A 23,533-nucleotide genomic window follows, 5' to 3' on the forward strand; every position below is an offset into this window, starting at 1 on the left:
GGGCTGGGCCGGTGGCTCGGGCTGCGGCTGGGGCTCGCGGGGTTCCGGGGGAGGCTGCCACCGAGGTTGTGGCTCCTCGGCCTGCTTCGTTTGTCGCAGGCGACGCTAAGCGGCCGGGGCAGCCTCTTGCCGGCGATTCTCGGCGTGCTGGACGCTCGGGCGAAACTCTTGAGCCTGGAATTCGGAACGGCGACCCCTCCGCGACCGCGGTGATCCGTACCATCGATGCGCCAACGGGACTGCTGCCGGCCGTGCAGGTCAAGAAGCCTGAGCCCAGCGTGGCGGGGCCGACTCCGTTGCCCAAGGACAAGGGCGACGCCGTCGGTGCTGTTTCGGTGGCGGCCGTTGCGGAAGCTGCCGCGGCGGATCGGAAGGACGAGGACGTCCCGGCCGAGGAGGTCAAGGCGAAGCGCGGAGAGAAGGTCGTCCGGCTGCGGCCCGAGCAGACCGGTGAGGGCTACAAGAGCGTCTACTCGGAGCTGACGCGGCCCAGTTTGGGCTCGCGGATCCGGTCCGGCGTCCGGGTGTCCGGTGAGCTGATGATCACCTTCGGGATGATCGTGTTGCTCTTTGCCGGGTACGAGGTGTTCGGCAACTCGGCAAAGGTGCAGGACGAGCAGGATGCACTGTCCGACCAGCTCGACCAGCAGTGGGACGACCCGACGGTGGCGCCCAGTACCGGGCCGACGACACCCGCGCGGGCGGCGCCGGGCAAGGACTTGGTGGGCCGGCTCTACATTCCGAAGCTTGGCATGGACTGGGTGGTCACCAACGGTGTGCGACCGCAGGACATCAGGTATTCACCCGGTCACTACCCGAACACCGCGATGCCGGGCAAGGTGGGCAACTTCTCCGTCGCCGGGCACCGGATCCGCAAGATCTTCTGGCGGTTGGACGAGCTGAAACCCGGCGATGTGATCGGCGTTGAGACTCGCGGCAACTGGTACACGTACAAGGTCAGCAGCAGTGAGGTTGTGAAACCGACAGCCGTGCAGGTGGTGGCTCCGGTGCCTGACCAGCCCGGCCGCAAGGCCACTAAGGCGATGTTGACGCTGACCACGTGCAACCCGAAGTTCAACAACTACGAGCGGCTCATCGTGCACGCCGAGCTGGTGGAGACGGCCAAGCGGGACAAGGCGCAGCCGCAGGACGGCAAGCCGGCCGACTTCGGAAAGGCGTAGGGACTTCACATGTACGCCTGGATCTGGCGGAAACTGCCGTTCGGCATGTGGGGCAAGCTGACCGGTTCGCTCGTGCTGGCAGTCACGATCGGCGCGCTGCTGTGGTACGTGGTGTTCCCGTGGGCGACGCCGCTGCTGCCCTTCGATGACGTGCAGGTCGGCACGGGCACTGAGCAGAGCGGGCCGGCCGGGCAGGACCCCAACGCCGTACCGGGGGATGATTCGATTCTGGGGCCGGACGAGATTCCGTACAGCGAGCATTCGAACGAGCCCAGTCCCTCCGCGAGCTAGGTGGCCAGCGTGCGCATCCTTGTGATCGACAACTACGACTCGTTCGTCTTCAACCTCGTGCAGTATCTGGGCCAGCTCGGCGCGGAATGCGACGTGCGGCGCAACGACGAGATCTCGGTGGCGGACGTCGGCGGCTTCGGCGCGGCGGGGGTCCTGCTGTCGCCCGGCCCGGGCAGCCCGGAGCGCGCCGGCATCATGATGGACGTCATCAAGGGGTACGCCGGCAAGCTCCCGATGTTCGGGGTCTGCCTCGGCCACCAGGCGATCGGGGCGGCCTTCGGTGCGACGGTGACCCGGGCTCCGGAGCTGCTGCACGGCAAGACCTCGACGGTGCTGCACAAGGGCACGGGGGTGCTGGCCGGGCTGCCCGACCCGTTCACCGCGACGCGCTACCACTCGCTGGCCGTGGTACCCGAGACGCTGCCGGACGAGATCGAGGTAACGGGGCGCACCGAGTCGGGCGTGGTGATGGCGATGCGGCACCGCACGCTGCCGATCGAGGGTGTGCAGTTCCACCCCGAGTCGGTGCTGACCGAGGGCGGCCACACCATGCTGGCCAACTGGCTCGCGTCCTGCGGATTGCCCGAGGCGCTTGAGCGGGCTCCGCAGCTCGCGGCCGAGGTGGAGACCCGCCGCCGGTCAGCCTTCGCCGACGCCTGAGGTCCGCCTGCCGGCCGGGAACGCGTGACGTGCACCATTCCGGCACAATGGGGGCCGAGGTGAACCGATCATGGACGGCCTGCTCCTGACCGCGGTGCTCCCCTTGGCGGCATTCGTGCTGCTCACGGCGGGCAACGCGTTCTTCGTGGCAGCCGAGTTCGGGCTGGTCACCGTGGACCGGGCCGAGATCGACAAGCGTGCCGAGACCGGCGACAAGCGAGCCCGGACCGTACGGCATGCGCTGCACGAATTGTCGTTTCAGCTGTCCGGCACCCAGCTGGGCATCACGCTGACCGCGCTGCTCACCGGTTATCTGGCCGAGCCCGCGCTGTCCCGGCTGTTCGCTCCGGCGATCGAGCCGCTGGCCGGTCGGCACACCGAGACCGCTACCCACGTGCTGGCGTTGGTGCTGGCCACGTTGCTGTCGATGTTGTTCGGCGAACTCGTACCGAAAAATGCCGCTCTGGCCCGTCCCATGCGGGTCGCGCTGGCCACGGCGGCTCCCCTGCGCACGTTCTCGCGGATCTTCCGGTGGTTGATCGGGGCGCTGAACGGTTCGGCCAACTGGCTGGTTCGCCGGCTGGGCATCGAACCCCAAGAAGAGCTGGCCAGCGCCCGTTCGCCCGAGGAGCTGGGCCTGCTCGCCGCGATCAGCGCACGAGCCGGCGCCCTGCCCAACGACACCGCGATCCTGCTGCGGCGCACAATTCGCTTCGGCGAGAAACGCGCGGCCAAGGCGATGACCCCGCGCGTTGACGTGGCCGGGCTCAAAACAACTGCCAGCGTCGCGGATTTGATCAAGGTCGCGCGCGAGACCGGACACACCCGGTTTCCCGTGTACGAAACCACGCTCGACCTGGTGGTAGGCGTGGTCGGGGTCTCGGATGCCTTGGGCGTGCCACCCGAGCGAAGGGCGCTGACACCGGTGGCTACTGTCGCTCGGGAACCTGTGTTCGTACCGGAAAGCTTGCCGTTGGACAAGGTGTTGGCGGCTTTGCGCGCGGCCAAGGCCGACCTGGCAATTGTGGTCGACGAATATGGCGGCACCGATGGCGTGGTCACCGTCGAGGATCTGATCGAGGAACTGGTCGGGGAGATCGCCGACGAGTACGACGTGGAGGTGGCCGAGGCCGGCAGCGAGGAATTGACCGCACCGGGCGGTGAACGCACCTTCTTGGTCGACGGTCTGCTGCGCGAGGACGAACTCGCCGAGCAGACAACTTTCCGGCTGCCCGAGGGGCCGTACGAGACGCTTGCCGGTTTCCTGCTTGCCGAGCTGGGCCACATTCCCAAGGACGGGGAATCGCTGGAGTACGAGGGCTGGGAATTCACCGTCATGCAGGTGGACCGGCATCGCGTGGAGCAGGTCCGCGTGGTTGCGCCCCCGGAGTCCTCCGATGACTGAACTGCTGATCACTGTCGTGCTGCTGCTCGGGAACGCGCTGTTCGTGGGCGGCGAATTCGCGCTGATCGCCTCGCGGCGCACGGCGTTGGAACCGCTTGCCGAAACGTCGCGCCCGGCCCGCTGGGCATTGTCGGCGATGAACCAGATCCCGCTGATGATCGCCGGTGCTCAGCTGGGCATCACCATTTGCTCCCTGGCACTGGGTGCGATCACCGAACCGGCTCTGGCCCACCTGCTGGAAAGCCCGTTCGCCGCGGCCGGGCTGCCGGAGGACGCGGTCCACCCGGTCGCCTTTGTGCTGGCCCTGGTGGTGGTCGTATTCCTGCACACGGTCGTTGGCGAAATGGTGCCGAAGAACATCACGCTGGCTGGCCCGGAACGATCGGCGCTGGTTCTCGGCCCGTTCATGCTGGCCTTCTGTACGGCCACCCGGCCGATTCTCACCGCGATGCGCTGGGCGTCCCGCACGGTTCTTTCGCTGTGGAAAGTTGAGGCTACGGACGCGGTCAAGACGGTGTTCACGGCCGAGGAACTCGCCGGCATGGTCACCCAGGCCCGCACCGAAGGCCTGCTCGGCACAGAACAGTACGAACGCATTCACGCTGCCCTCGGGCTCAACGAACGCAAGGCCGCTGACCTGCTGCAACCATGGTCGGATGTGACCACGGTTGCCGATGACGCATCGCCGGCCACAATCGAGGCGGTTGCCACTCGCAGCGGGCGCTCGCGGTTTCCGGTGGTGCAGCGCGAATCGCGGCGGGTGCTTGGCTTCGTACACGTGAAAGATGTTCTGGGCTATTCCGGTGCGCAGCGGCGATTGCCCATGCCGGCGGAGATCATCCGGCCGCTGGCTGTGGTGCCGCCCGACCGCAATGTGGCCGATCTGCTGCTGACCATGCGGCGCGACCGGCGGCATATCGTGCTGGTCAGCGACGCCCGCCGCCCGCTCGGCGTCATTGCCCTCGACGACGTGCTGCATGCGGTAGTGGGCGAACCGCGCGCCTAGCGAGCCTTTCGGGTTAACGCTGGCGGGTGGTTGATCGGCCTGGTCGGTGTTTGGGCTTACCAGTCAATACGACTATTTGCACAATAAATGCCATGCGTCTGAACCGCCGGTCCCTGCTGAGCCCGCTCGGTGCCGTAGTGGCCACCGCCGTCCTGGGGGCAGGAGTGGCGATCGCCCATTTCTCTCAGCGCAGCGACGCCGCGCCGAGACTGCACCCAGTGGACCCGGTGCCGACCGCTTCCGGTGGGGTGCTGACCAATCGGATTTTCGAGGCGCTCGACAACGAGACGAAAGTCAGCGTTGCGCCGGGGCCGATCGGTTTGCGGTACACCTTCGACGGTGGCGTGGACCAGCCGATCACCGATGAGAGTGGGGCTCACGAACTGCGAGCTCAGGGGCAGAACGGTGGCACGCTGAGTTTGGTGCCGCAGGGGAGCGGGTTGGCGGTGCAGTATCCGGCCCGGTGCACTGAGGTTCCCGAGCCGGAATGTCCGCGCGCCATTCTTGAGGGCGTCCGCGATGACAATCTCAACCCGGGGCTGCGGCCATTGCAGTACGGCGCTTCGATTCTGATGAACCACAGCGACCTGGCCGATGGGGCGAACGTGGTGCAGAAGGGGTTCTCGGTGGGCGGCGGCAGCCAGTTCAAGCTGCAGGTCGACCATGAACAGGGGCATCCGAGCTGCGTAATCGTGGGGCATTCGCACATCTACCGGGCGGAGCCGGCGATCGACGTCGCGGACGGGGTTTGGCATGAGGTGACTTGTGCTCGTACCGATGACCGTCTGGCCTTGTCGATCGACGGGGTGGAACACGCGTCCGTTGCAGTGCCCCGCCGGCTTTCCATCGCGAACACGGCGCCTTTGCGGGTTGGAGGAAAGGGCCCTGGTAAGGGCAACGACCAATTCGCTGGGCAGATCGACAACGTGTTCCTGTCGATCCTCTGACGGCTGTCTTTTCTGGCCTCGGCTGTTTCCCTCGCCCGTTCGTTCTTGGCCGTCCCGTTGCTGGCCTGGGCCCCCAGCCGGGTTGACCCTCGATCTGGCCCCCAGCCGGGTTGACTCTCGATCGGGCTCTCGGCCGGGTTAACTGTCGATCTGGCTCTCGGCCGGGTTGACCCTCGACCTGGTAGAGGGCCCAAGCTCACCCCATGTCCGACTCAACGAACACCATGCAGCGAATCTCCGAAGCCGCGGCAGCCGCCTGCGCGGACGACCTGGCAGCCCTCTGGGACGAAATCGGGCCGGCGGGCGACCCGGTGCAGCGCTGCACCGTCGCGCATTATCTGGCCGACCTGCAGGCCGATGTCGAAGCCGAGCTGATGTGGGACGAACGCGCCCTGGCCTGCGTTGCCGAGGTCCCCAGTTCGCCCCAGCTCCGAGCGTTCCTCCCGTCCTTGCACCTGAATCTGGCAGACGACTACCGCCGGGTCGATGATCCCTGCGCGGCTATGGAGCATTTGGCGCTCGCCAAGGTGCTTTCCCCGGCGCTGCCCGCCAACGACTACGGCACCCTCATCCGCGACTGCATACGAAAGGTCGACCGAGCGCTGGAGTTGGGTTCCATAGCGCCGTTGTCCTGAGCCACTACCGTCCGAGCACCTCGCGGATCACCGAGACGAAGCTGTCCACGTCGGCCTCTGTGGTGTCGAAGGCGGTCATCCACCGGACCTCGCTCGCAGCCCGGTCCCAGTCGTAGAAGCGCACCTTCTCGCGGATCCGGTCGGCTGCCTCGTTGGGCAGCACCGCGAATACGGCGTTGGCCTGCGTCGGCTGGCTGAAGCTCAGGTTCGTGATCACCCCCGCGGCTATGTAGCTGTCGAGGGCCGCACGAAGCCGGGTTGCCATCGCGTTGGCGTGGCCGGCCGACCGCAGAAAGAGATCGTCCTCGAACAGAGCCAGCAACTGAGCACTGACAAACCGCATCTTCGAGGAGAGCTGCATGTTGAGCTTGCGCAGGTACGTCAACCCGTTCGCCGCGGCCGGGTTGAGCACGACGACAGCCTCGCCGTACAGGGCGCCGTTCTTGGTTGCGCCGAAGCTGAGGATGTCGACGCCGGCATCCGTGGTGAAGTCGCGCAGCGGCACGTCCAGGGCGGCCGCCGCGTTGGCGAGGCGAGCGCCATCCACATGCAGCGTCATGCCCTTGGTGTGGACATGATCGGCGATCGCCCGGATCTCCCCGGCTGTGTAAAGTGTGCCGAGCTCGGTGCTCTGCGTGATGCTGACCGTGAGCGGCTGCGCCCGATGCTCGTTGCCCCAGCCCCATGCCTGCCGGTCGATGAGCTCCGGGGTGAGCTTGCCGTCAGGGGTGTCGACGGTCAGCAGCTTGAGCCCGCCGAGCCGCTCCGGAGCGCCGTTCTCATCGGTGTGGATGTGCGCGGTGCTTGCCGCGACAACCGCTCCCCAGCGCGGCAACATACTGGTCAACGCCGTGATATTCGCACCGGTGCCGTTGAACACCGGAAACACCTCGGCCTGCCCACCGAAGTGGCCGCGCATGACCTCGATGAGCCGCCGGGTATAGACATCCGCACCGTACGAGGTCTGATGACCCCCGTTGGCCTGCGCGATGGCCGCCAGCACCTCGGGATGCACCCCGGAGTAGTTGTCGCTGGCAAAACCTCGGTCGTTCACGTCATGCAGTCGCTCCACACCAGTAGCCTAGTTCGCGATCACCGCAGGTCAGACGCTGGTGCAGGCTGCATACACTCCATCCGTGCGGATCAATCGACGGCGCTCGGGCACTGCCATTGCGGGGCTTCTCGTGGTCTTCCTCGTTGTGGGGGGCGTGCTGGCCTACGTGCGGTGGATGTCGGCCGGCATAGCGCACAAAATCACCCCACCCGCTGGGGCGACCACCGAACTCCCCGCAGGCGGTCAGTACGAGACAGACGTACGCGACCGCGCCAGCATCATCGCGCGTTTTCCGGATAGGGGCTCCCCGGATTTGAGCGGGTGACGGGAATCGAACCCGCACTGTCAGCCTGGGAACCGTACAAGATCGCCTGGTCACCCGGGCTGAGCGCCGATCAGAACGGCATCGAGTGGCCTGGAGTGACCTCCGGCAGCCTCCCGTAGTGGCACGCCAATGGCACGAGGACACCGCCGGTTGTCACGGCGTCATCTTCCCCGTGCGGCCGGCCGGTGGGTAACGGAGTCCATCCCTGGGCCACGTTCGAACGTGTGTTCGTATACTCTGGGGCTCGTGGTGCCCGGCCGGTGCGATGGCCGGGCTCCTGACCGATTCGCTCTGATCGGTCGTTGAGCACCGCGACGTCGGAAGGTAGTTTTGAATCATGACCGTCTCCGCGCATGACATCGCCGCCGAGCTCCGGCGCCGCCTGCCCGGCGTCGGCAAGAAGAAACTTCACAAGCTGCTCTACTACGCTCACGGTCACCATCTTGCTGACCTTGGAACGCCGCTGTTCTCCGAGAACGTCCGAGCCTGGCGGATGGGCCCGGTCGTCGGCAGCCTGTGGCAGGAGGAGGACCGCGGTGAACCCGCTCCCGAACCGCACGAGCTGAGCGAGGCCGAGCTGAATTCCATCGGCTACGCGATTTCCCGGTACGGGAACCTGACCGGCAACGACCTGGAGCGGTTCTCCCATACTGAGGAGCCGTGGATCGTCAGCCGCCAGAGCTATGCAGAGGGTGGCTCGGACCGGATCAACAACGATTTGATTCGTGACTTCTTTCGCCGGATCGACGAGGACGATGATGAGGCGGGGGCACCGCGTGAGGTCATCCGTGAGTGGCTCAGTGCAACCCGACCGTCGGCCAATCCGCCCTCAGGCACGCCCACCAGCCGGGAGGCGCTCGTAGCCAGGCTAAGCGTTGCCTAACCCCGAAACCGGCTGGAACCTCACCAACGTCGATGAGTGCCTCGATCGGTGGGAGCAGGTATGTGCGCCGGCCGATGACTTACGCCGCCTAGTCGTTGCCGCGCTGCTTTCGCGAATGGATGACCCATACGATGGCGCCCGCAGGGAGTTCGGCGACGAGCCGAGCCTGTGGTTCTGGATGGTTCCCGGCTCACTGCACGCAGGGCAGGCCGTGTACATGTCGTTCATGGTGTTTGAGCGATTGGGCACTGTGCGGATCGACAGCATCATGACGCTGTCCTGGCCTGCGTAGCCGGACCGGCGCTGAATCGGCTCAGCATTCAAGGCCACCGGATGCCGGGTTGTGAGGGCAATGGGCCGCACGCCGCAGCGGGTTTCCAAGGGCGGCGGACCGTCCGGCAAGGCGAGCTAACGGGCCCGATGTTGGCCCATCCCCGTTCAGCATGGCCCAGCACCACGAGAGCCCTGGCGGGACATCTGTCCTGACCAGGGCTCTCGTTGTGGAGCGGGTGACGGGAATCGAACCCGCACTGTCAGCTTGGGAAGCTGATGTTCTGCCATTGAACTACACCCGCAGCGGCATCACTGTACCCGATGGCGGCCTCCTGTGGCGGAAGCGGGTTGGGAGTAGGCGCCGGACGGGGTGGCGCGGTTCATCTCTCCCGCATGACTGGCAACGCCAATAGCGGTCCACCGGAAGCAACTACGCCCGTCTGCTCCGGGCTTGTCCCACGTCTACATGGCCAGTCGAGCGACTGCCCCCACCCCACCCTCATCAGATGGATGCCGGCCTGGCAACCCGCCTCCAGTCGGCTCACTCGCCGAAGCCCCCTTCCGTCCGCGCAGCGGCACAGCCAACGACACCGACGGAGGAGAAGCGCCGTCCGAAGGAGCCGGTGCATGCCACGTGAGGGTGATTGGTGGGAAGCGGAGGCTCATTGCCAGGGGGAGTGCGCCGGCTGGGCCGTGGCGGCGGAGCATGGCGGTGTCGACCGTTAGTTCGAAGAGGCGCCAGTCGACTGCTGGGGAGGCGTGGAGGGCGTCGGCCAGGTGGGCTATGACGGCTGGGTCGGTGACGGGGTGGGCTACTCCGGTTAGGTAGGCCTCGTCGTCGCTTTCTTCGGGTGGGTAGGAGTGGAGGGCGTAGCGGCCGTCGCGTTCGAGGTCGCGGCGTTTGGCTGAGTCGACCAGGAAGCAGTAGAGGCCGTCGTTGGTGATTACCGGGGAGACAGGGTGTACGCGGGGGCCGCCGTCTTCGCGCACGGTTGCCAGGTAGGCCATGCCTGGGCCGTATTGCTGGAGCAGAGCTCGGATGGCCGTGGCGAGTTCGGGCTCGGCTGTGGCGAATTCGGACCAGGATGGCATGGGGGTAGTTTATCGAACATTTGTTCTAGGTGACCACTCGATTCACCGGAAAGTGCTGGTCGGTATGGTGTTCCGATGCTGCTCTCCGACCGTGACCTCGTTGACGAGATCAAGGCTGGCGCCCTGGGCCTCGAGCCGTTCGATCCGGCGCTGATGCAGCCGTCCAGCATCGACGTACGGCTGGACCGCTTCTTCCGGGTGTTCAACAACCACCTCTACACCCACATCGACCCGGCAGAGCAGCAGGACGACCTCACCGCAGCGGTCGAGGTGGGCGACGGCGAACCCTTCGTTCTTCACCCGGGCGAGTTCGTGCTTGCCTCCACGCTTGAGGTCATCACGCTCGGCGACCAGCTCGCCGGCCGTCTCGAAGGCAAGAGCAGCCTCGGCCGCCTGGGCCTGCTGACCCACTCCACCGCCGGCTTCATCGACCCGGGCTTCTCGGGCCACGTCACGCTGGAGCTGTCCAACGTGGCCAACCTTCCGATCAAGCTCTGGCCGGGCATGAAAATCGGTCAGCTGTGCATCTTCCGGCTCTCCAGCCCGGCCGAACACCCCTATGGCTCGGCGGTCTACGGCTCCCGTTACCAGGGCCAGCGCGGTCCCACCCCGAGCCGCAGCTCGCACAACTGGCGGACCTGGCCGACCAGCTGAGGCCGCCGCCGACCGAAGCCGCCGAACATCCGTTGGCCGGCGACGCCCCGAGCAAACCGCCGGCTAGCTGAGGAAGACCTTGGCGGCTGCGCGGATTTCCGGTAGTGCGAGCGGGGTCTCGCCGAGGACCTGCAGGGCGACGTGGTCAGCGCCGGCGTTGAAGTGCTCGGACACTTTTGTTCGTACCGAATCGGGATTTCCCCAGGCAACCAGCGTGTCCACCCAACGGTCGCTGCCCTCGCCTGCCCAGTCTTCTTCCGTGAGCCCGTAGCGTTGCAGGTTTCGCGTGTAGTTGGGCAACTGCAGGTAGATGGCAGTGCCACGCCGACCGGCCGCCCGCGCCGTCGCTGGATCGTCACCCAGGAAGACCTTTTGCTCGGGGATGAGCAGCCGGTCCGGCCCCAGGATCCGACGCGCGTCGGCGGTGTGCGCGGGCGGCACCAGATAAGGCAGCGCGCCCGCGGCGGCGGTGGACGCGAGGTCCAGAGCCTTGGGACCGAGTGCCGCGAGGAGCCGTCGCTGAGCGGGCACAGTCGGAAGCTCTTCCAGGTACGACCGCAGCTTCGACAAAGGCCGCACATACTGCTGCCCTGTCGCCTCGGTGGACGGTGCGTGACCCATGCCGAGACCAAGCAGGAACCGGCCCGGATAGGCGTCCTCCAGTCGCGCAAAGCTCGCCGCCACCGTGGCGGGATCGCTGCGCCAGATGTCGATGATGCTGGTTCCCACCACCAGGCGTGATGTCGCCGCGAGGATCTTCTCGGGCAGCACCAAGTCATCCGCCGGGCTGCCGCCTATCCAGACCGAGCCGTAGCCCAGTTCCTCGATCTCCGCGGCAATGGTGGCTTGCTCGTTCGCGTCGTCCGGCCAGTTGCGCTGATTAAGCCACAGTCCGTATCGCCCGAAAGTAGCCACGCGCTCGATCGTACGATTGCCTCAGCCGACACGCCCAGGAGGAAGATCTGCCATGTATGTGATGATCTCGACGTATCTGGCGCCGCTCGAGGAAGTCGATGATGCACGCGAGGACCACCTTGCTTTCCTTGCCGGGTTGGAGGAGCGCGGGCTGGTCGTCTCGGCCGGTCGGCAGCAGCCGGCGGTCGGTGGCGTGGTCATTCTCGGTGTGGACAGCGAGGACGAGGCCGTCAAGCTGATGACCCAGGACCCCTACGTGCAGCGCAACCTGGCCGAATATCGGGCCATCGGGTGGCAACCCTCGCGCGGTGTCCTGGCCGGCTGGAAGAACCCCAGCTAGAGATCATCCGCGCCGAGCAGGCCGCGGATGTCGGGGGCGACGCCGGGCGGGCACTCGTTGACGATCACCGCGGTGCCCACCACGGTCGCACCCAGTCCTCGGATCAGCGCCGAGAGTGCGCGCGTCTGGGCGCCGGTGACGGCCCAGTCGTCGACCAGGAGCACGCGGTCGTCCGTACCGATCAAATTGGTTCGAACGCCGAGCCGTTGCGCCTCGCCGCGATGATCCGCGGGAACGTCCACCCAGGTCATTGGCTCGGCGATGGCCCGGCGGGCGCCCTCGCGGTAAGCCTCGACGAAGCCGGCGCCCACCTCGCGAGCCACCAGCGGGCCAACCAAAAACCCGGTGACCTCGGGGGAAACGATCACTGTCGGGTGGGCGTCCGGAAAGAGGCCAGCCAAACCCGGGCCCAGGGATTCGAGTACGTGTGGGGAGTGCCACCATCCGGACCGGTCACTGACCAGCAGCCCGCTGCCCGGTTCCGGCTCGGTCCAGCGAAATGTCGCCCTCAGCAGGGCACGGACGTCGGCTGACACCGCGACATGGTCCCACCAACGTCGCGCTTTCTTGGTCACCGACCGGCCAAAACCCGATCGGACAACGGGTCAACTTGATGCCGATGGCCGGGTCCATCAGGCATGCTGTTCGGCGTACCCATGCCGAAGCACCCGGCGGGCCTCAACCCGCTCACCACAGCCTCCCGCGCCGGTCTCGGCGCGGCCTTTGTGCTGCTCCTCGCGTTGACCGGGGTGTCGCTGACCGATCACGGACGGGGGCACTACGTCGGTCTGTTCGCGCTGGTGCCGCTGCTGGCCTGCGTGTTCGCCTGGTGGCAGCCGGTGCTGGCGCTCGGGCTGCTCGCCATCGTGGTCGGTGCCGGCTTCATGGCCGCCAGCGGTGCGGTGCACACGGCCGGGCTGATCAACGTGCTCGGCATCATGCTCGGCACCGCCATCGCCGGTGCCGTCGCACGCATGCGCCAGCAGCAGAACGACCGGGTCGCCGAGCTGTGGCGACTGGCCACTGTGGCCCAGCAGGCAGTGCTGCGCCCGCTCGGCCCCCAAGTCGGTGCGCTCGCGGTGGCCGGTCGCTACATCTCCGCCTCCACCTCGGCGGACATCGGTGGTGACCTGTACGAAGCTTTGGACACCCCGTACGGCGTGCGCATCATCATCGGCGACGTGCGCGGCAAGGGCCTCGAAGCGGTACGCCTGGCCAGCATCGTGCTCGGCTCGTACCGCCACGTTGCGTACGAGCGGGCCGACCTGCGCGCCGTGGTCACCGACCTGGACCGGGCGGTGGCCCGCAGCGTCGGCGACGAGGACTTTGTGACCGCGGCCCTGGTCGAGGAGCGCGGTGGCACGCTGACCATCGTCAACTGTGGACATCCGGCGCCGTTGCTGCTGCGCCGGGGCCAGGTGATCCCGCTCGAGCCGCCAGCGCCGGCGCCACCACTGGGGTTCATGCCCGTGGCGCGCCCGCGGGTGGAGCGCCTCGAGCCCGGTGACCGATTACTGCTGTTCACCGACGGTCTGGGCGAGGCGCGCCGGGAAGGCGAGTTCTTCCCGACGGCCGATCGCGCCTGGCGCCTGCTCGGTCACGGTACGGTCGGAGACGGTCTGGCGTCGTTGGAGACCGCCTTGGTCGACTGGGTGCACGGGCAGCTCGACGACGACATCGCGCTGGTGCTGCTGGAGTACGCCGGACCGGATGGCGGCCCGGCCGTACCCATGCCCAGCTGGGAAGTCGGCGCAGCGGGTAGCTAGTCGGCGTCTTCCGCGGCCGGAGCGCCGGTGCCGGCGGCCGAGGTAGCCGTGCCGGCGACCGAGGTAGCCGTGCCGGCGGCCGGCGGGTTTGCAGTGGTGGGCGAGGCGGCGGTAGGTGACTCTGCAGCGACTGAAGTGGCCGGCGTGACCGAAGTGGCCGGCGAAACCCCGTCGACGGGAGCGACCGCCGGAACCGGAGCAACAGCCGGCGCCGAAGACGAAACGGACGCTTCAGAAGCGGAGGCCGAAGCGGCAGGAGTGGCAACTGCGGGAGCCATAACTGCGGGAATCGCGGCCGGTGAAGCGGACTCCGCGGCGACGGGAGTCATCGGCTCGGAAGGAGCAGCCGGTGCGGGTACGACAGCGCGAGCGGAAACGGTTTCCGGCTGCCGGTGGCGTCCCACGTAGTGCCGCGGGTGGTCCGCCTGACGAGGCTCTGGAATAAGGCTCTTGATCGTGGCGAACATGGTGACCTCCCCGGGTCGGTGTACGTCCTTCGCGTACACACGGAGCAACGAGGCTCGGAGCGCGTCGATACGTCCGCGCGGCGCGACTGTCGGCAAATGGCCGAACGGTTGTCAGATGTCCCACCCGATCGGAGGGGTTTGGGATCCCTGACTGACTTGTCGGTTGCTACCGCGCGGTAATACGATGTTGGTTACTGACGGGTAACTCGCGTCCGGAGAGCGGGGCCAGAACACATGACTCACTACAAGAGCAACCTGCGTGACCTCGAGTTCAACCTTTTCGAGGTTTTCGGGGCTGATCGTGCGTTCGGCCAGGCGCCGTACGACGCCATTGACATGGAAACCGCACGTGACGTGCTCGCCGAGGTGAACCGGCTCGCTCGCGAAGACCTCGCGGCCAGCTACACCGACTCGGACCGCAACCCCCCGCGGTTCGACCCGGCCACCCACACCGTGCCGCTGCCCGAGCCGTTCAAGAAGTCGTTCGCAACCTTCATGGAGTCCGAGTTCTGGCGGCTTGACCTGCCCGAAACCCTCGGCGGCACGCTTGCCCCGCGGGCGCTGTGGTGGGCCATCGCCGAGCAGATCCTCGGGGCCAACGCGCCGGTGTGGATGTACTCCTCCGGCCCCTCCTTCGCGCACGTCGTCGAGGTCGAGGGCACCGAGGAGCAGAAGAAGTGGGCCCAGCTCTTCGTCGACAAGCAGTGGGGCTCGACGATGGTGCTGACCGAGCCGGACGCCGGTTCCGATGTCGGTGCCGGGCGCACCCGGGCCATCGCGCAGCCGGACGGCTCGTGGCACATCGAGGGTGTCAAGCGCTTCATCACCTCGGGTGAGCACGACCTCAGCGACAACATCATCCACTACGTGCTCGCGCGCCCCAGCGGTGTCGAGGGCGTCGGCGGGCCCGGCACCAAGGGCCTGTCGCTGTTCATCGTGCCTAAGTTCCACTTCGACCCGGAGACCGGCGAGCTGGGCGAGCGCAACGGCGTCTACGCCACGAACGTCGAGCACAAGATGGGCCTCAAGGTCTCCAACACGTGCGAGATGACCTTCGGTGAGCACGGCACCCCGGCCAAGGGCTGGTTGCTCGGCGACGTGCACGAGGGCATCCGGCAGATGTTCATGATCATTGAGTACGCCCGCATGATGGTCGGCACGAAGGCGATCGCCACGCTGTCGACCGGTTACCTGAACGCGCTGGAGTACGCCAAGAACCGCGTCCAGGGCGCCGACCTGACCGAGAACTCCAACAAGGCCGCGCCCCGGGTCACGATCACCCACCACCCCGACGTACGCCGCTCGCTGATGATGCAGAAGGCGTACGCGGAGGGCCTGCGTTCCCTGGTCATCTACACCGCGACCTGGCAGGACAAGGTGGCCATCGCCCAGGCGGCCGGCGACACCGCGGCGGCCAAGGCGGCCAGCAAGGTGAACGATCTGCTACTTCCGCTGGTCAAGGGCGTCGGCTCAGAGCGGGCGTACGAAGTGCTCGGGCACGAGTCGCTGCAGACGTACGGCGGCTCGGGCTTCTTGCAGGACTACCCGCTTGAGCAGTACGTGCGCGACGCCAAGATCGACACTCTGTACGAGGGCACCACGGCGATCCAGAGCCTCGACTTGATCTTCCGCAAGATCGTGAAGGACGGCGGCGTCGCGCTCGCCTCGGTCGCCACCGAGATCCAGGGGTTCATCGAGAGCGAGGCCGGTAACGGCCAGCTCAAGGTCGAGCGGCTTTCGTTGGGCCGGGCGCTCGGTGAGCTGCAGGCCATCCTCGCGATCGAGATGGGCTGGCTGCAGGCGGTGCAGGGCGGTGACACCCGCGAGCTCTACAAGGTCGGCCTCACCTCGCGCCGGGTGCTGCTGGCGCTGGGTGACGTGATGGTCGCCTGGCTGCTGCTGCGCGGGGCTGAGGTGGCGCTGCAGAAGCTCGGCACCGAGCTGAGCACCGCCGACAAGTCGTTCTATGAGGGCAAGGTCGCCGCGGCTCGGTTCTTCGCCCGCGAGGTGCTGCCGCGCATCGGCTCGGACCGCCGGATCATCGAGAACACCACGCTCGACGTGATGGACCTGCCGGAAGACGCTTTCTGACACACCCCCCACTGGAAGCCGACGGACAACGGTGTCCGTCGGCTCCCGGCGTTTCAGCCCCGGGCGGTGTGGGTGCTGACCTGCGGCATCGAGCCCGGCTCGGTGGCGGACCACCGGCCTTCCGCCCGATGCACGGCCAAGCCGGTCGTCTCGAAAACTTCGGTAAAAGCCGTTTCTTGGTACGGACGCAGCAGAAGCGACACATCGGACACCGTTGGGTTGTGGCCGACGATCAGCACCGTCCGTACCGTGTCGGGAATTGCCCGCAGCAGATCGATGACCTCCGTGCGTCCGCCGTGGTAAAGCCCCTGCTCGTAGTGCACTTCGGGCGAGCCGGAGTCCGGGCTGGCCTGCGCCAGAGCCACCGCAACGCCGTGCCAGGTCTGGCGGGTGCGCACAGCCGGCGAACAGAGCACCAGATCCGGGTGCAGCTGCTGGTCGGCCAGCCAGGCCCCGGCCGCATCCGCGTTGGCCCGCCCGGTGCTGGTCAGGTGACGGTCGAAGTCGTCGAGGTCACCGGGGGCTTCGGCCTTGGCATGTCGCAACAGGACGAGGGTTCGCGCGCTCATGATGAGTAGCTTGCCTGATTGAGATTTCCATTGCCGGGGTAATCACCCGTGTCGACGTATTGCCGCGGCTCGGAGCGGCAGCCACGAGCCAGGGAGGTCCACCAATGGGCATCGGCGGAAGCATATTCCTACTCGCGTTGGGGGCGATCCTTGCGTTCGCCGTCGACGCCGACATCAGCGGTCTCGACATCAATGTCGTGGGCTACGTTTTGATGCTCGCCGGCCTGGTCGGCCTCATCCTGACGCTCTACTTCTGGAACAGCCGCCGCCGTCCGGCGGCGCCGGCTGCGGTCGTCGACGAGCACCAGGTGGTGCGCGAGGAGCCGGTCTACCGCGACGGCCACGTCGTTGAGCAGCAGTACCACCAGACCACCCGGCGTGAGGTGCCGCCTCCGCCGCCGCCGTCCTACGGCGCCTGAACGATCTGACGCAGCAAAGGCCACCACCGCGAGCCGGTGGTGGCCTTTGCTGCTGTAACTGCGGTCAGGCGAGGGCGCCGCGGACCACCTCGGCGATCGGCGTCACCGGGCGGCCGAGCAGCTTCTGCAGGTCCTCGGTGCCGGTGAACAGCGCACCGTTCGCGGCGGCCCGGTCGGAGTCGGCGAACACGGCCGCCGCCTCGCTGGGCAGGCCGACCTTGACGAGGAACTCGGTGTAGTCCTGCGGGCTGAGGTTGGTGTAGGTCACCTCGCGGCCGGACTGCCGGGACACCTCGGCTGCCAGTTCACCCAGCGTCACGCCTTCGCCGCCCAGTTCGTACACCTGCTGCTCGACGCCGTCGGCGTGAATCGCCGCAGCAGCGGCCTCCGCCAGCTCGGCCCGCGGCACGATGCTGATCTTGCCCTCGCCCGCGGCACCGGTCAGACCGTGGTCCAGGGCCGTGGGCAGGTTGTAGTTCTCGATGTACCAGCCGTTGCGCAGGAAGACCGAGGGAATGCCCGAGGCGATCAGGGCGCGCTCGGTGGCGACGTGCTCCCCGGCGAGGATCATGTCGCTGGTATCGGCGTGCGGGGCGCTGGTGTAGACAATCTTGCTGATGCCAGCCGCCTTCGCCGCGTCCACCACGTTCTGGTGCTGCTCAACCCGCCTGCCGACCTCGCTGCCCGAGACGAACAGCAGCTTGTCGGCCCCCGCGAACGCCTCACGCAGGGAGGCCGGATCGTCGTACGACGCGCTCTTGACGACCACGCCGCGCTCGCCCAGATCCTTGGCCTTCTCCACGCTGCGCCCGACGGCAACGATCTGGCCGGCTGGTACGCCACGCCGCAGCAACGACTCGATCGCGGTGCGGCCGAAGGGGCCGGTGGCTCCGGTGACGACGATGGTCATGTCAGCTCCTTGAGATTGCTTGCCGACGGCCGGTCGACCGCCGTATTCCACAACCAGGCAGTTCAAGAATCACTTCCCGATAGATAGTGAGCACCTTGAAGTGCAGTACGTACCTGAGGGATAGTGCGCAGGTGAAAACCGATGTATACGCCAAAACTTGCCCCAGCCGCCAAGTGCTCGACCGGATCGGCGACGCGTGGAGCGTGCTGACCGTGGCGGCTTTGCGGGATGGTTCGCTGCGCTATACCGAGCTGGCCCAGCGCATCCCCGGCGTCAGCCCCAAGATGCTCACGCAGACGCTGCGCGGGCTCGAACGTGACGGACTGGTCACCCGCACGGTGCACGCTGTGGTGCCGCCGCGGGTCGACTATGCGCTGACCGCGCTGGGACGCAGCCTGCTCGGGCTCTGCGAGGCCCTGACGGACTGGGCGGAGACGCACATCGTGGACGTGCTCGACGCGCGAGCCGCCTACGACAGCCGTTCCTGAAGCCAGTCCACAGCCTCATCGGCGTGCCGCAACACCGAAAGGTGCCCATTTCCTGGGCTTATCCGCAGCTCAGCGCCGGTATCCGGCGGGCGGGCCAGGCACTGTGGGAAGCGGGCACGACCATATCCTGCTCGCCATGCAGCAGCATGGGCGCGGTGATCGGGATCGCATCACCGCCGGTGTCGTAGACGTGCAGACCGTGCTTCACGCGTACAGAGAAAAATAGATCGCAATGTGGTGGCAGATCGCCGCGATGAGCGTGCAGGCGTGGAAGAACTCGTGGTGCCCGAAAACCGTCGGCCACGGGTTGGGCCGGCGCAGCGCGTAGAAGACCGCCCCGACGCTGTAGATCACGCCGCCGGTGGCCAGCAGCACGAGCACCGTGACGCCGCCGGTGTGCAGCACGTCCGGGAGAATTGCGACCGCGCCCCAGCCCAGGGCCAGGTAAAGCGGCGCGCCCGCCCATCGGGGCAGATGCGGCCAGATGCTCTTGAGGGCGACCCCGCCGAGCGCGCCACCCCAGATCAGGCTGAGCATCAGCGTGGCCTTGGCCGGGTGCAGCAGCAGAATGCAGAACGGTGTGTACGTACCCGCGATGAAGATGAAGATCATCGAGTGGTCGGCTCGGCGCATCAGTTGGTAGCCGCGCTCACTCCAGACCCGGCGATGGTAGAGCGCGCTGATCCCGAACAGCCCGCAGACGGTCACGCTGTAGACCAGCACGCTCAGGAACGGCGAGATGCCGGGGCGTGACAGCGCGATCGAGCACAGGACGATGCCGCAGGCCAGGGCGACGAAGAATGCGTACTGGTGCAGCCGGCCACGGAAACGCGGCTTGCCGAGATCGGCCGGCTTCATCCGAAACGGGGCTGAGGTACTCACAAGCCCTAGGCTACGGCACCGTAGGTTACCGGCAAGTAGTCTCTCTGGTCACACTGCTGAGCCCCTGCTCTCAGGCGTCGAGGCCACGCAAGATCAGCGGCAGCCGACTCGGTGCGTCGGGTTCGAGCACGATCGGCACACCCCAGTCCTGCCGGGTGAGGTGGCAGGCGGCGTGCTCGACGTCCGCGTCGCACGTCGCGGCCTGCGCCACCACCTGCAGCACACCCTTGGTCACCGCGGGATTCAGCACCAGCCGGCGGGACAAGCCGGTGCCGGTGCCCTCGCCTTCCAGCAGCAGTTCTGGGGGAGCTGCGGAGACCACGAGCCGCGTCGACGGCCCGAATGTCGTGTCCAGCTTCTGCCCCGGCGGCGGCGTGAACACCACGTCCAGCGTCACCTCGCCCGGGGCCAGCGCGGAGGCAGGTCGCTCGGTGCGGTGCCGCTCGCCCTCGACGGTTTTGACAGCCCCCGGCGCCAGCTTCACCAGCCGGTGCGCGCCCGACTCCACCACGAACACCTCACCAGCGCGCGTGACGAGGATGTCGCTCGGCTCGGCCAGACCGGAATCGACCGTCGACACCTCATCGGTCTCGAGATCGAAACGCCGTACCGCGCCGTTGTAGGTGTCCGCGACCAGCACCGATCCGTCCGGCAAGACGGCGACACCCAACGGATGCTGCAGCAGGGCCTGCTTCGCGGCGCCGTCGACGTGACCGAAATCGAAGAGTCCCTGACCGACCGCTGTGTGTAGCTGCCCGTCCTCGACCCACCGCAGAGCTGACGTTTCGCTGTCGGCAATCCAGAGCTTTTCGCCGTACGAACAAAGCCCCGACGGCTGAGCCATCCACACATCCGGAATCGGGCCGTCTCGCAGCGACTCCACGGTCGTGCCCGCGTAGACGCCGGTGGTGCCGTGCTCGGGGTCGAACCACCAGAGCTGATGAATGCCTGCCATCGCGATGATGACCCGGCCCTCGAACCAGGCCAGGTCCCACGGCGACGACAACGACACCCCGTCATCGTCAGCCGACCGCCACGGCCGCCCGGTGCCGGCGAGCGTGCTGACCTCGCCCGACTCCAGATCCAAGCCGCGCAGCAGGTGGTTGACGGTGTCGGCAACCACCACGGTCCGCTGGTCCGGCAACAGGCACAGTCCCTGCGGTTCGGAGAAACTGGCCGTGTCCGCGGGGCCATCAACGCGTCCGCGCTCGCCGGTGCCGATCCGCCGTACCAACGTCTCGCCGTCAGGGGTCAACTCGGCCAGCGAATGCCGTGCCGAATCCGAGACCAGCAGGTTGCCACCCGGCAGCTCGATGGCCTTGCCGGGAAAGCGCAGCACCGTCTGGTCGGCTGGCGGGGCAACGTAAGGACCGTCGCCGCGGCGCAGGCTGCCCTTGGCGTCGTGCGCGGTGATCAGCTCGTCGATCAGCCGGGCCAGCCCCTCGGCGTGACCTTCGCCGGCCATCGACGCGACGACGTAGCCCTCGGGGTCGATGACGCTGAGCGTGGGCCACGCTTTCGCCGCGTACTGCTGCCACATGGTCATGTCGGCGTCGTCCAGCACCGGGTGGTGCACGCCGTACCGTTCGACGGCCGCGGCCAGGGCGGCTGGGTCCCGTTCATGCTCGAACTTGGGGGAGTGCACGCCGATGATGACGAGCACGTCGCCGTACTTCTCCTCCAGCGGCCGCAACTCGTCCAGCACGTGCAGACAGTTGATGCAGCAGAACGTCCAAAAGTCGAGCAGGGTGATCTTGCCCCGGACGTCAGCCAGCTTCAGCTTTTTGCCGCCGGTGTTCAGCCACCCCCGCGCCCGGAACTCGGGAGCCCGGACGCGTGCGTTGACTGAGCTCACGTGCCGGGCTTGAGGCAGAGGATCTGGCTCTTGTTGTCGCTGGTGGTGTTCACCACGTACGGCTGATTGCGGTCCGGGCATTGGTCCTTGTTGTTGACGATCGACGTGACCACGAAAGCCCCGGCGTCGCCACACTTGGCGGTAACGGCTTTGCCCGACTCCTGCTTGACACAGTCCCCGGTGCTGACCGAGAACGCCCCGTCATCAGACCCCCGCGCGATCAACCAGGTGATGCCGAGCGTCAGCGCCACGAGCAAACCTGCACCAAGAATCACACCAAGCAGAACGGGCAGCATCCGTACGTGCTGAGCTTCCGGCTTGACCACCTCGGTAACCGACCCGGTCGTCGTAGCCGGCTCAGGCTTGAACGAGTTGAACCGATCCTGCTCCCCGTCCGGCCCAGCCCCCGGCCAGTTAGCCGTGGCATCCGGATCCGGCGGCGTCACCGTAGCCCGGCTACCCGGCCGCTCCCCGAACGGCTGGTACGAGTTGCCCCCCGGAACAGCATCGAAGGTCTGCGTCGCCCCATCGGCAGGCGGAAACCCATTGTCCCGCGGCGGCGCAGCATGCATAGCCGGCAACGCAGACGCGGGCACATACGGCTGGTCAGGGCCGCGCCCGGAAACGTCGGTGGTGTTCTCGCTGTAATCCGGCGGCATCGTGCGGCTGGCCGGGTTCCCAGGAACTGGCTGCGGGTGGTTCGGCTGCCCGGCTCGTCCTCGTCCGGCCAGGTCAGTGGTGAACTCACTGAACGCGGCGATGTCGGCGGGAGAGTTCGCGGAGCCTGAGGTCGGGGCGCTGGGCGGGAAGGTGTCGCCGAAGCTCTGGCCTGGCACGGAGGCGTGACCTTGGCCGGGTACAGACGCGTGACCTTGGCCTGGCACTGCGGCGTGACCCTGCCCCGGCACTGCGGCGTGGCCTTGGCCGGGCACGGACGCGTGGCCTTGGCCTGGCGCCGATGCGTGACCGTCGTGGCGCTGGCCGTCGGGGTGCTGGCCTGCGTGGATCGGCCCGCCTTGACCGCTCTGCCGTTGGCCGTCCTGATCGGAGTCACCTTGGCCGAACTGGTCTTGACCGAACTGGCCTTGGCCGAACTCACTCCGCCCGAACTCACTCCGCCCGAACTCGCTCAGGCCTCGGCCGTCCTGCCCGCGATCGTTGCGGTCGAACTCGCTCTGGCCGCGGCTGTCCTGACCGAATTCGTTCTGCCCGCGGCCATCCCGGCCGAATACGTTCTGGCCCCGGCTGTCCTGGCCGAATGCGCTCTGACCCCTGTTGCCCTGGCCGAATTCGCTGCCCTGGCCGAACTCGCCGCTGCCCTGACCGAATCCGGTGCGGTCCTGACCGAACCCGCGGTGACCGCCATCTTCCTGGCCGAACTGACCCTGAGCGTGACGGTCCTGACCGAACTCGTTCTGGCCGTGGCTGTCCCGGCCAGCCTCGCTTTGCCCGTCCCGGCCGTAACCGGGCCGGTCGAACTCGTCCGAGCCTTGATCATCGCGGCCGAAGTCGTCCTGACCGTAGCCGTCCTTGCTACGCCCACCACGGTCAGAGGCGTCCTGGCCGCCACCATCAAAGCCGTCGCGGTCATCGCGGCCGAAGCCGTTGCTCTCATCGCGTCCGAAGGTGTTGCGGTCATCGCGGCCGAAGGCTTTGCGGCCGTCACGTTCGAAGCCGTCGCGGTCATCGCGGTTGAAGTCGTCATTGCGGGCGCCGTCATCAAAGCCGTCCTGGCCGTGGCCGCTGCGGTCGAAGTCGTCCTGCCCGGTCTGACCGTCCTGGTTGCGGCTCTCCTGCCCAGTGAGGGACCCGCCGAATGCCGAGGGCGCGCCAGCCGGGTAAGCCGCAGGTCCACTCGCCGGGAACGCCGCAGGTCGACCGGCCGGGAACGCGGCAGGCCCACTCGCCGGGAACGCGGCAGGCGAACCGGCCGGGAACGCCGCGGGGGAGCCCGGTGCGACGGGGCGGGCAGAACCGGATACGGGTGCCGCGCCCGGCTGGCTTGATGCGGGGGCGGTGGATGACCCGGGAGTGAACGGTTGTCCGGGCGGGGACACTCGGGCGCTGGCCGAGGCGCGGCCGGACCCCTGACCGCTGTCCGAGGAAGCGAAGCCTCCGCCAAACCGATCGTCGGGGGTGGGGAAGTCATCCTGGCGGTTGCGGTCATCCTGGGCGCCGAAGTCGCTGGGCGCCGACGCGAAAGGCGAACCAGAGGCCGGCGCGAACGGGGAGCCGGAGGCAGGCGCGAAAGGCGAGCGGTTGTCGTCCCGGCCCGGGGCCGACGGGGTGCGCTGATCAGCCGGTGGCCACTCGGTGGGTGCGAACTCGGGGGCGTCCTCGGGGGCCTGGCTGTCCTGGTCGGGGGCCGGGCGGCCGTAGACGCGGGACTGGGGGCTTGCGGACGGCGGGGGGACTTCCTCGGCGT

The 23,533-nt window shown here is 67.5% G+C and carries 27 protein-coding genes and 1 tRNA gene; 17 read left to right on the top strand and 11 right to left on the bottom strand.

Annotated elements, in window-relative coordinates; all coding sequences use genetic code 11:
• The first annotated feature begins 209 nt into the window (after positions 1–209).
• The 7 genes from TFC3_RS00415 to TFC3_RS00445 all read left to right on the top strand — a co-directional run bounded on the left by TFC3_RS00415 (position 210) and on the right by TFC3_RS00445 (position 6,125).
• The gene (locus TFC3_RS00415) at positions 210–1,181 is read left to right on the top strand and encodes a class E sortase (RefSeq protein ID WP_236717910.1); all 972 of its coding nucleotides are present in this window, start codon (positions 210–212) and stop codon (positions 1,179–1,181) included.
• 9 nt (positions 1,182–1,190) lie between these two features.
• Positions 1,191–1,472, top strand: coding sequence for a hypothetical protein (locus TFC3_RS00420; protein WP_067494011.1), 282 nt, complete (start codon positions 1,191–1,193; stop codon positions 1,470–1,472).
• A 9-nt stretch (positions 1,473–1,481) separates the two neighbouring features.
• Entirely contained in the window at positions 1,482–2,132 is a 651-nt protein-coding gene (locus tag TFC3_RS00425) for an aminodeoxychorismate/anthranilate synthase component II (RefSeq protein WP_067505633.1), read from the top strand.
• A gap of 70 nt (positions 2,133–2,202) precedes the next feature.
• Positions 2,203–3,537, top strand: a complete 1,335-nt coding sequence (locus tag TFC3_RS00430) for a hemolysin family protein (RefSeq protein ID WP_067494013.1) — start codon at positions 2,203–2,205, stop codon at positions 3,535–3,537.
• Complete coding sequence (locus TFC3_RS00435; RefSeq protein WP_067494015.1) at positions 3,530–4,543, top strand: hemolysin family protein; 1,014 nt, start codon at positions 3,530–3,532, stop codon at positions 4,541–4,543. Before TFC3_RS00430 ends, TFC3_RS00435 begins: the two co-directional genes overlap by 8 nt.
• Before the next feature lie 137 nt (positions 4,544–4,680).
• The gene (locus TFC3_RS00440; protein WP_236717911.1) at positions 4,681–5,490 is read left to right on the top strand and encodes a LamG-like jellyroll fold domain-containing protein; all 810 of its coding nucleotides are present in this window, start codon (positions 4,681–4,683) and stop codon (positions 5,488–5,490) included.
• 203 nt (positions 5,491–5,693) lie between these two features.
• Positions 5,694–6,125 (top strand): hypothetical protein, encoded by a 432-nt coding sequence (locus tag TFC3_RS00445; protein ID WP_067494024.1) that lies wholly within the window; start codon positions 5,694–5,696, stop codon positions 6,123–6,125.
• Between the two features lie 4 nt (positions 6,126–6,129).
• On the opposite strand, the gene TFC3_RS00450 is transcribed toward TFC3_RS00445, so the two are convergent.
• Positions 6,130–7,197, bottom strand: coding sequence for a low specificity L-threonine aldolase (locus TFC3_RS00450; protein ID WP_067494026.1), 1,068 nt, complete (start codon positions 7,195–7,197; stop codon positions 6,130–6,132).
• 64 nt (positions 7,198–7,261) lie between these two features.
• On the opposite strand from TFC3_RS00450, the gene TFC3_RS00455 reads away from it, so the two are divergent.
• The 3 genes from TFC3_RS00455 (at position 7,262) to TFC3_RS00465 (ending at position 8,679) form a co-directional block, all read left to right on the top strand.
• On the top strand, positions 7,262–7,504 hold the full coding sequence (locus tag TFC3_RS00455) for a hypothetical protein (protein ID WP_153040044.1): 243 nt from the start codon (positions 7,262–7,264) through the stop codon (positions 7,502–7,504).
• A 337-nt stretch (positions 7,505–7,841) separates the two neighbouring features.
• Positions 7,842–8,387, top strand: a complete 546-nt coding sequence (locus TFC3_RS00460; RefSeq protein WP_067494029.1) for a Panacea domain-containing protein — start codon at positions 7,842–7,844, stop codon at positions 8,385–8,387.
• Complete coding sequence (locus TFC3_RS00465) at positions 8,380–8,679, top strand: hypothetical protein (protein WP_067494036.1); 300 nt, start codon at positions 8,380–8,382, stop codon at positions 8,677–8,679. Before TFC3_RS00460 ends, TFC3_RS00465 begins: the two co-directional genes overlap by 8 nt.
• Before the next feature lie 209 nt (positions 8,680–8,888).
• Here the strand turns inward: TFC3_RS00465 and TFC3_RS00470 are convergent.
• Both TFC3_RS00470 and TFC3_RS35175 read right to left on the bottom strand, forming a co-directional pair.
• Positions 8,889–8,962, bottom strand: a tRNA-Gly gene (locus TFC3_RS00470).
• A gap of 160 nt (positions 8,963–9,122) precedes the next feature.
• Positions 9,123–9,752, bottom strand: coding sequence for a pyridoxamine 5'-phosphate oxidase family protein (locus TFC3_RS35175; protein ID WP_082771782.1), 630 nt, complete (start codon positions 9,750–9,752; stop codon positions 9,123–9,125).
• A gap of 75 nt (positions 9,753–9,827) precedes the next feature.
• On the opposite strand from TFC3_RS35175, the gene dcd reads away from it, so the two are divergent.
• Positions 9,828–10,406 (top strand): dCTP deaminase, encoded by a 579-nt coding sequence (dcd, locus tag TFC3_RS00475; protein WP_067494045.1) that lies wholly within the window; start codon positions 9,828–9,830, stop codon positions 10,404–10,406.
• Between the two features lie 63 nt (positions 10,407–10,469).
• Here dcd and TFC3_RS00480 read toward each other — a convergent pair whose 3' ends face one another.
• Positions 10,470–11,321: an LLM class F420-dependent oxidoreductase gene (locus TFC3_RS00480; protein ID WP_067494046.1), complete on the bottom strand. Its 852-nt coding sequence runs from the start codon at positions 11,319–11,321 to the stop codon at positions 10,470–10,472.
• A 52-nt stretch (positions 11,322–11,373) separates the two neighbouring features.
• On the opposite strand from TFC3_RS00480, the gene TFC3_RS00485 reads away from it, so the two are divergent.
• Positions 11,374–11,661 carry a YciI family protein gene (locus tag TFC3_RS00485; protein ID WP_067494048.1) on the top strand — a complete coding sequence of 96 codons (288 nt, stop codon included), beginning with the start codon at positions 11,374–11,376 and terminating at the stop codon, positions 11,659–11,661.
• On the opposite strand, the gene TFC3_RS00490 is transcribed toward TFC3_RS00485, so the two are convergent.
• Positions 11,658–12,197 carry a phosphoribosyltransferase family protein gene (locus TFC3_RS00490; protein ID WP_067494051.1) on the bottom strand — a complete coding sequence of 180 codons (540 nt, stop codon included), beginning with the start codon at positions 12,195–12,197 and terminating at the stop codon, positions 11,658–11,660. The genes TFC3_RS00485 and TFC3_RS00490 overlap by 4 nt on opposite strands.
• Positions 12,198–12,299: 102 nt before the next feature.
• Here TFC3_RS00490 and TFC3_RS00495 point away from each other — a divergent pair, with 102 nt between their 5' ends.
• Positions 12,300–13,427: a PP2C family protein-serine/threonine phosphatase gene (locus TFC3_RS00495; protein WP_067494054.1), complete on the top strand. Its 1,128-nt coding sequence runs from the start codon at positions 12,300–12,302 to the stop codon at positions 13,425–13,427.
• 701 nt (positions 13,428–14,128) lie between these two features.
• Positions 14,129–15,985, top strand: a complete 1,857-nt coding sequence (locus tag TFC3_RS00500; RefSeq protein ID WP_067494056.1) for an acyl-CoA dehydrogenase — start codon at positions 14,129–14,131, stop codon at positions 15,983–15,985.
• Between the two features lie 53 nt (positions 15,986–16,038).
• Here TFC3_RS00500 and TFC3_RS00505 read toward each other — a convergent pair whose 3' ends face one another.
• Positions 16,039–16,554: a histidine phosphatase family protein gene (locus tag TFC3_RS00505; RefSeq protein WP_067494058.1), complete on the bottom strand. Its 516-nt coding sequence runs from the start codon at positions 16,552–16,554 to the stop codon at positions 16,039–16,041.
• Positions 16,555–16,658: 104 nt separating this feature from the next.
• On the opposite strand from TFC3_RS00505, the gene TFC3_RS00510 reads away from it, so the two are divergent.
• The gene (locus tag TFC3_RS00510) at positions 16,659–16,973 is read left to right on the top strand and encodes a DUF6458 family protein (RefSeq protein ID WP_067494061.1); all 315 of its coding nucleotides are present in this window, start codon (positions 16,659–16,661) and stop codon (positions 16,971–16,973) included.
• Between the two features lie 64 nt (positions 16,974–17,037).
• On the opposite strand, the gene TFC3_RS00515 is transcribed toward TFC3_RS00510, so the two are convergent.
• Positions 17,038–17,883: an SDR family oxidoreductase gene (locus TFC3_RS00515; protein ID WP_067494064.1), complete on the bottom strand. Its 846-nt coding sequence runs from the start codon at positions 17,881–17,883 to the stop codon at positions 17,038–17,040.
• Between the two features lie 131 nt (positions 17,884–18,014).
• Between TFC3_RS00515 and TFC3_RS00520 the strand changes: the two genes are divergently transcribed.
• Positions 18,015–18,371: a helix-turn-helix domain-containing protein gene (locus TFC3_RS00520; RefSeq protein ID WP_082771783.1), complete on the top strand. Its 357-nt coding sequence runs from the start codon at positions 18,015–18,017 to the stop codon at positions 18,369–18,371.
• A gap of 58 nt (positions 18,372–18,429) precedes the next feature.
• Here the strand turns inward: TFC3_RS00520 and TFC3_RS37685 are convergent, their stop codons facing one another.
• The 4 genes from TFC3_RS37685 to TFC3_RS36660 form a co-directional block, all read right to left on the bottom strand.
• Positions 18,430–18,579 (bottom strand): hypothetical protein, encoded by a 150-nt coding sequence (locus tag TFC3_RS37685; RefSeq protein WP_161952508.1) that lies wholly within the window; start codon positions 18,577–18,579, stop codon positions 18,430–18,432.
• Complete coding sequence (locus TFC3_RS00525) at positions 18,576–19,253, bottom strand: hemolysin III family protein (protein WP_067494066.1); 678 nt, start codon at positions 19,251–19,253, stop codon at positions 18,576–18,578. Before TFC3_RS00525 ends, TFC3_RS37685 begins: the two co-directional genes overlap by 4 nt.
• Before the next feature lie 70 nt (positions 19,254–19,323).
• Positions 19,324–21,108, bottom strand: a complete 1,785-nt coding sequence (locus tag TFC3_RS00530; protein WP_067494069.1) for an NHL domain-containing thioredoxin family protein — start codon at positions 21,106–21,108, stop codon at positions 19,324–19,326.
• Positions 21,105–21,944, bottom strand: a complete 840-nt coding sequence (locus tag TFC3_RS36660) for a hypothetical protein (protein ID WP_153040045.1) — start codon at positions 21,942–21,944, stop codon at positions 21,105–21,107. Before TFC3_RS36660 ends, TFC3_RS00530 begins: the two co-directional genes overlap by 4 nt.
• Positions 21,945–21,974: 30 nt before the next feature.
• Here TFC3_RS36660 and TFC3_RS00540 point away from each other — a divergent pair, with 30 nt between their 5' ends.
• Complete coding sequence (locus TFC3_RS00540; RefSeq protein ID WP_153040046.1) at positions 21,975–23,114, top strand: hypothetical protein; 1,140 nt, start codon at positions 21,975–21,977, stop codon at positions 23,112–23,114.
• Positions 23,115–23,533: the final 419 nt, after the last annotated feature.

The sequence above is a fragment of the Actinoplanes sp. TFC3 genome, assembly GCF_001553785.1.
Taxonomy (GTDB): Bacteria; Actinomycetota; Actinomycetes; order Mycobacteriales; family Micromonosporaceae; genus Actinoplanes.

What these genes read in the sequence shown, in the direction of transcription:
- TFC3_RS00420 (WP_067494011.1), top strand. Translation starts at nt 1,191, where the DNA reads ATGTACGCCTGGATCTGGCGGAAACTGCCGTTCGGCATGTGGGGCAAG.
- TFC3_RS00430 (WP_067494013.1), top strand. Translation starts at nt 2,203, where the DNA reads ATGGACGGCCTGCTCCTGACCGCGGTGCTCCCCTTGGCGGCATTCGTG.
- TFC3_RS00435 (WP_067494015.1), top strand. Translation starts at nt 3,530, where the DNA reads ATGACTGAACTGCTGATCACTGTCGTGCTGCTGCTCGGGAACGCGCTG.
- TFC3_RS00445 (WP_067494024.1), top strand. Translation starts at nt 5,694, where the DNA reads ATGTCCGACTCAACGAACACCATGCAGCGAATCTCCGAAGCCGCGGCA.
- TFC3_RS00460 (WP_067494029.1), top strand. Translation starts at nt 7,842, where the DNA reads ATGACCGTCTCCGCGCATGACATCGCCGCCGAGCTCCGGCGCCGCCTG.
- TFC3_RS35175 (WP_082771782.1), bottom strand. Translation starts at nt 9,752, where the DNA reads ATGCCATCCTGGTCCGAATTCGCCACAGCCGAGCCCGAACTCGCCACG.
- dcd (WP_067494045.1), top strand. Translation starts at nt 9,828, where the DNA reads ATGCTGCTCTCCGACCGTGACCTCGTTGACGAGATCAAGGCTGGCGCC.
- TFC3_RS00485 (WP_067494048.1), top strand. Translation starts at nt 11,374, where the DNA reads ATGTATGTGATGATCTCGACGTATCTGGCGCCGCTCGAGGAAGTCGAT.
- TFC3_RS00495 (WP_067494054.1), top strand. Translation starts at nt 12,300, where the DNA reads ATGCTGTTCGGCGTACCCATGCCGAAGCACCCGGCGGGCCTCAACCCG.
- TFC3_RS00500 (WP_067494056.1), top strand. Translation starts at nt 14,129, where the DNA reads ATGACTCACTACAAGAGCAACCTGCGTGACCTCGAGTTCAACCTTTTC.
- TFC3_RS00505 (WP_067494058.1), bottom strand. Translation starts at nt 16,554, where the DNA reads ATGAGCGCGCGAACCCTCGTCCTGTTGCGACATGCCAAGGCCGAAGCC.
- TFC3_RS00510 (WP_067494061.1), top strand. Translation starts at nt 16,659, where the DNA reads ATGGGCATCGGCGGAAGCATATTCCTACTCGCGTTGGGGGCGATCCTT.
- TFC3_RS00515 (WP_067494064.1), bottom strand. Translation starts at nt 17,883, where the DNA reads ATGACCATCGTCGTCACCGGAGCCACCGGCCCCTTCGGCCGCACCGCG.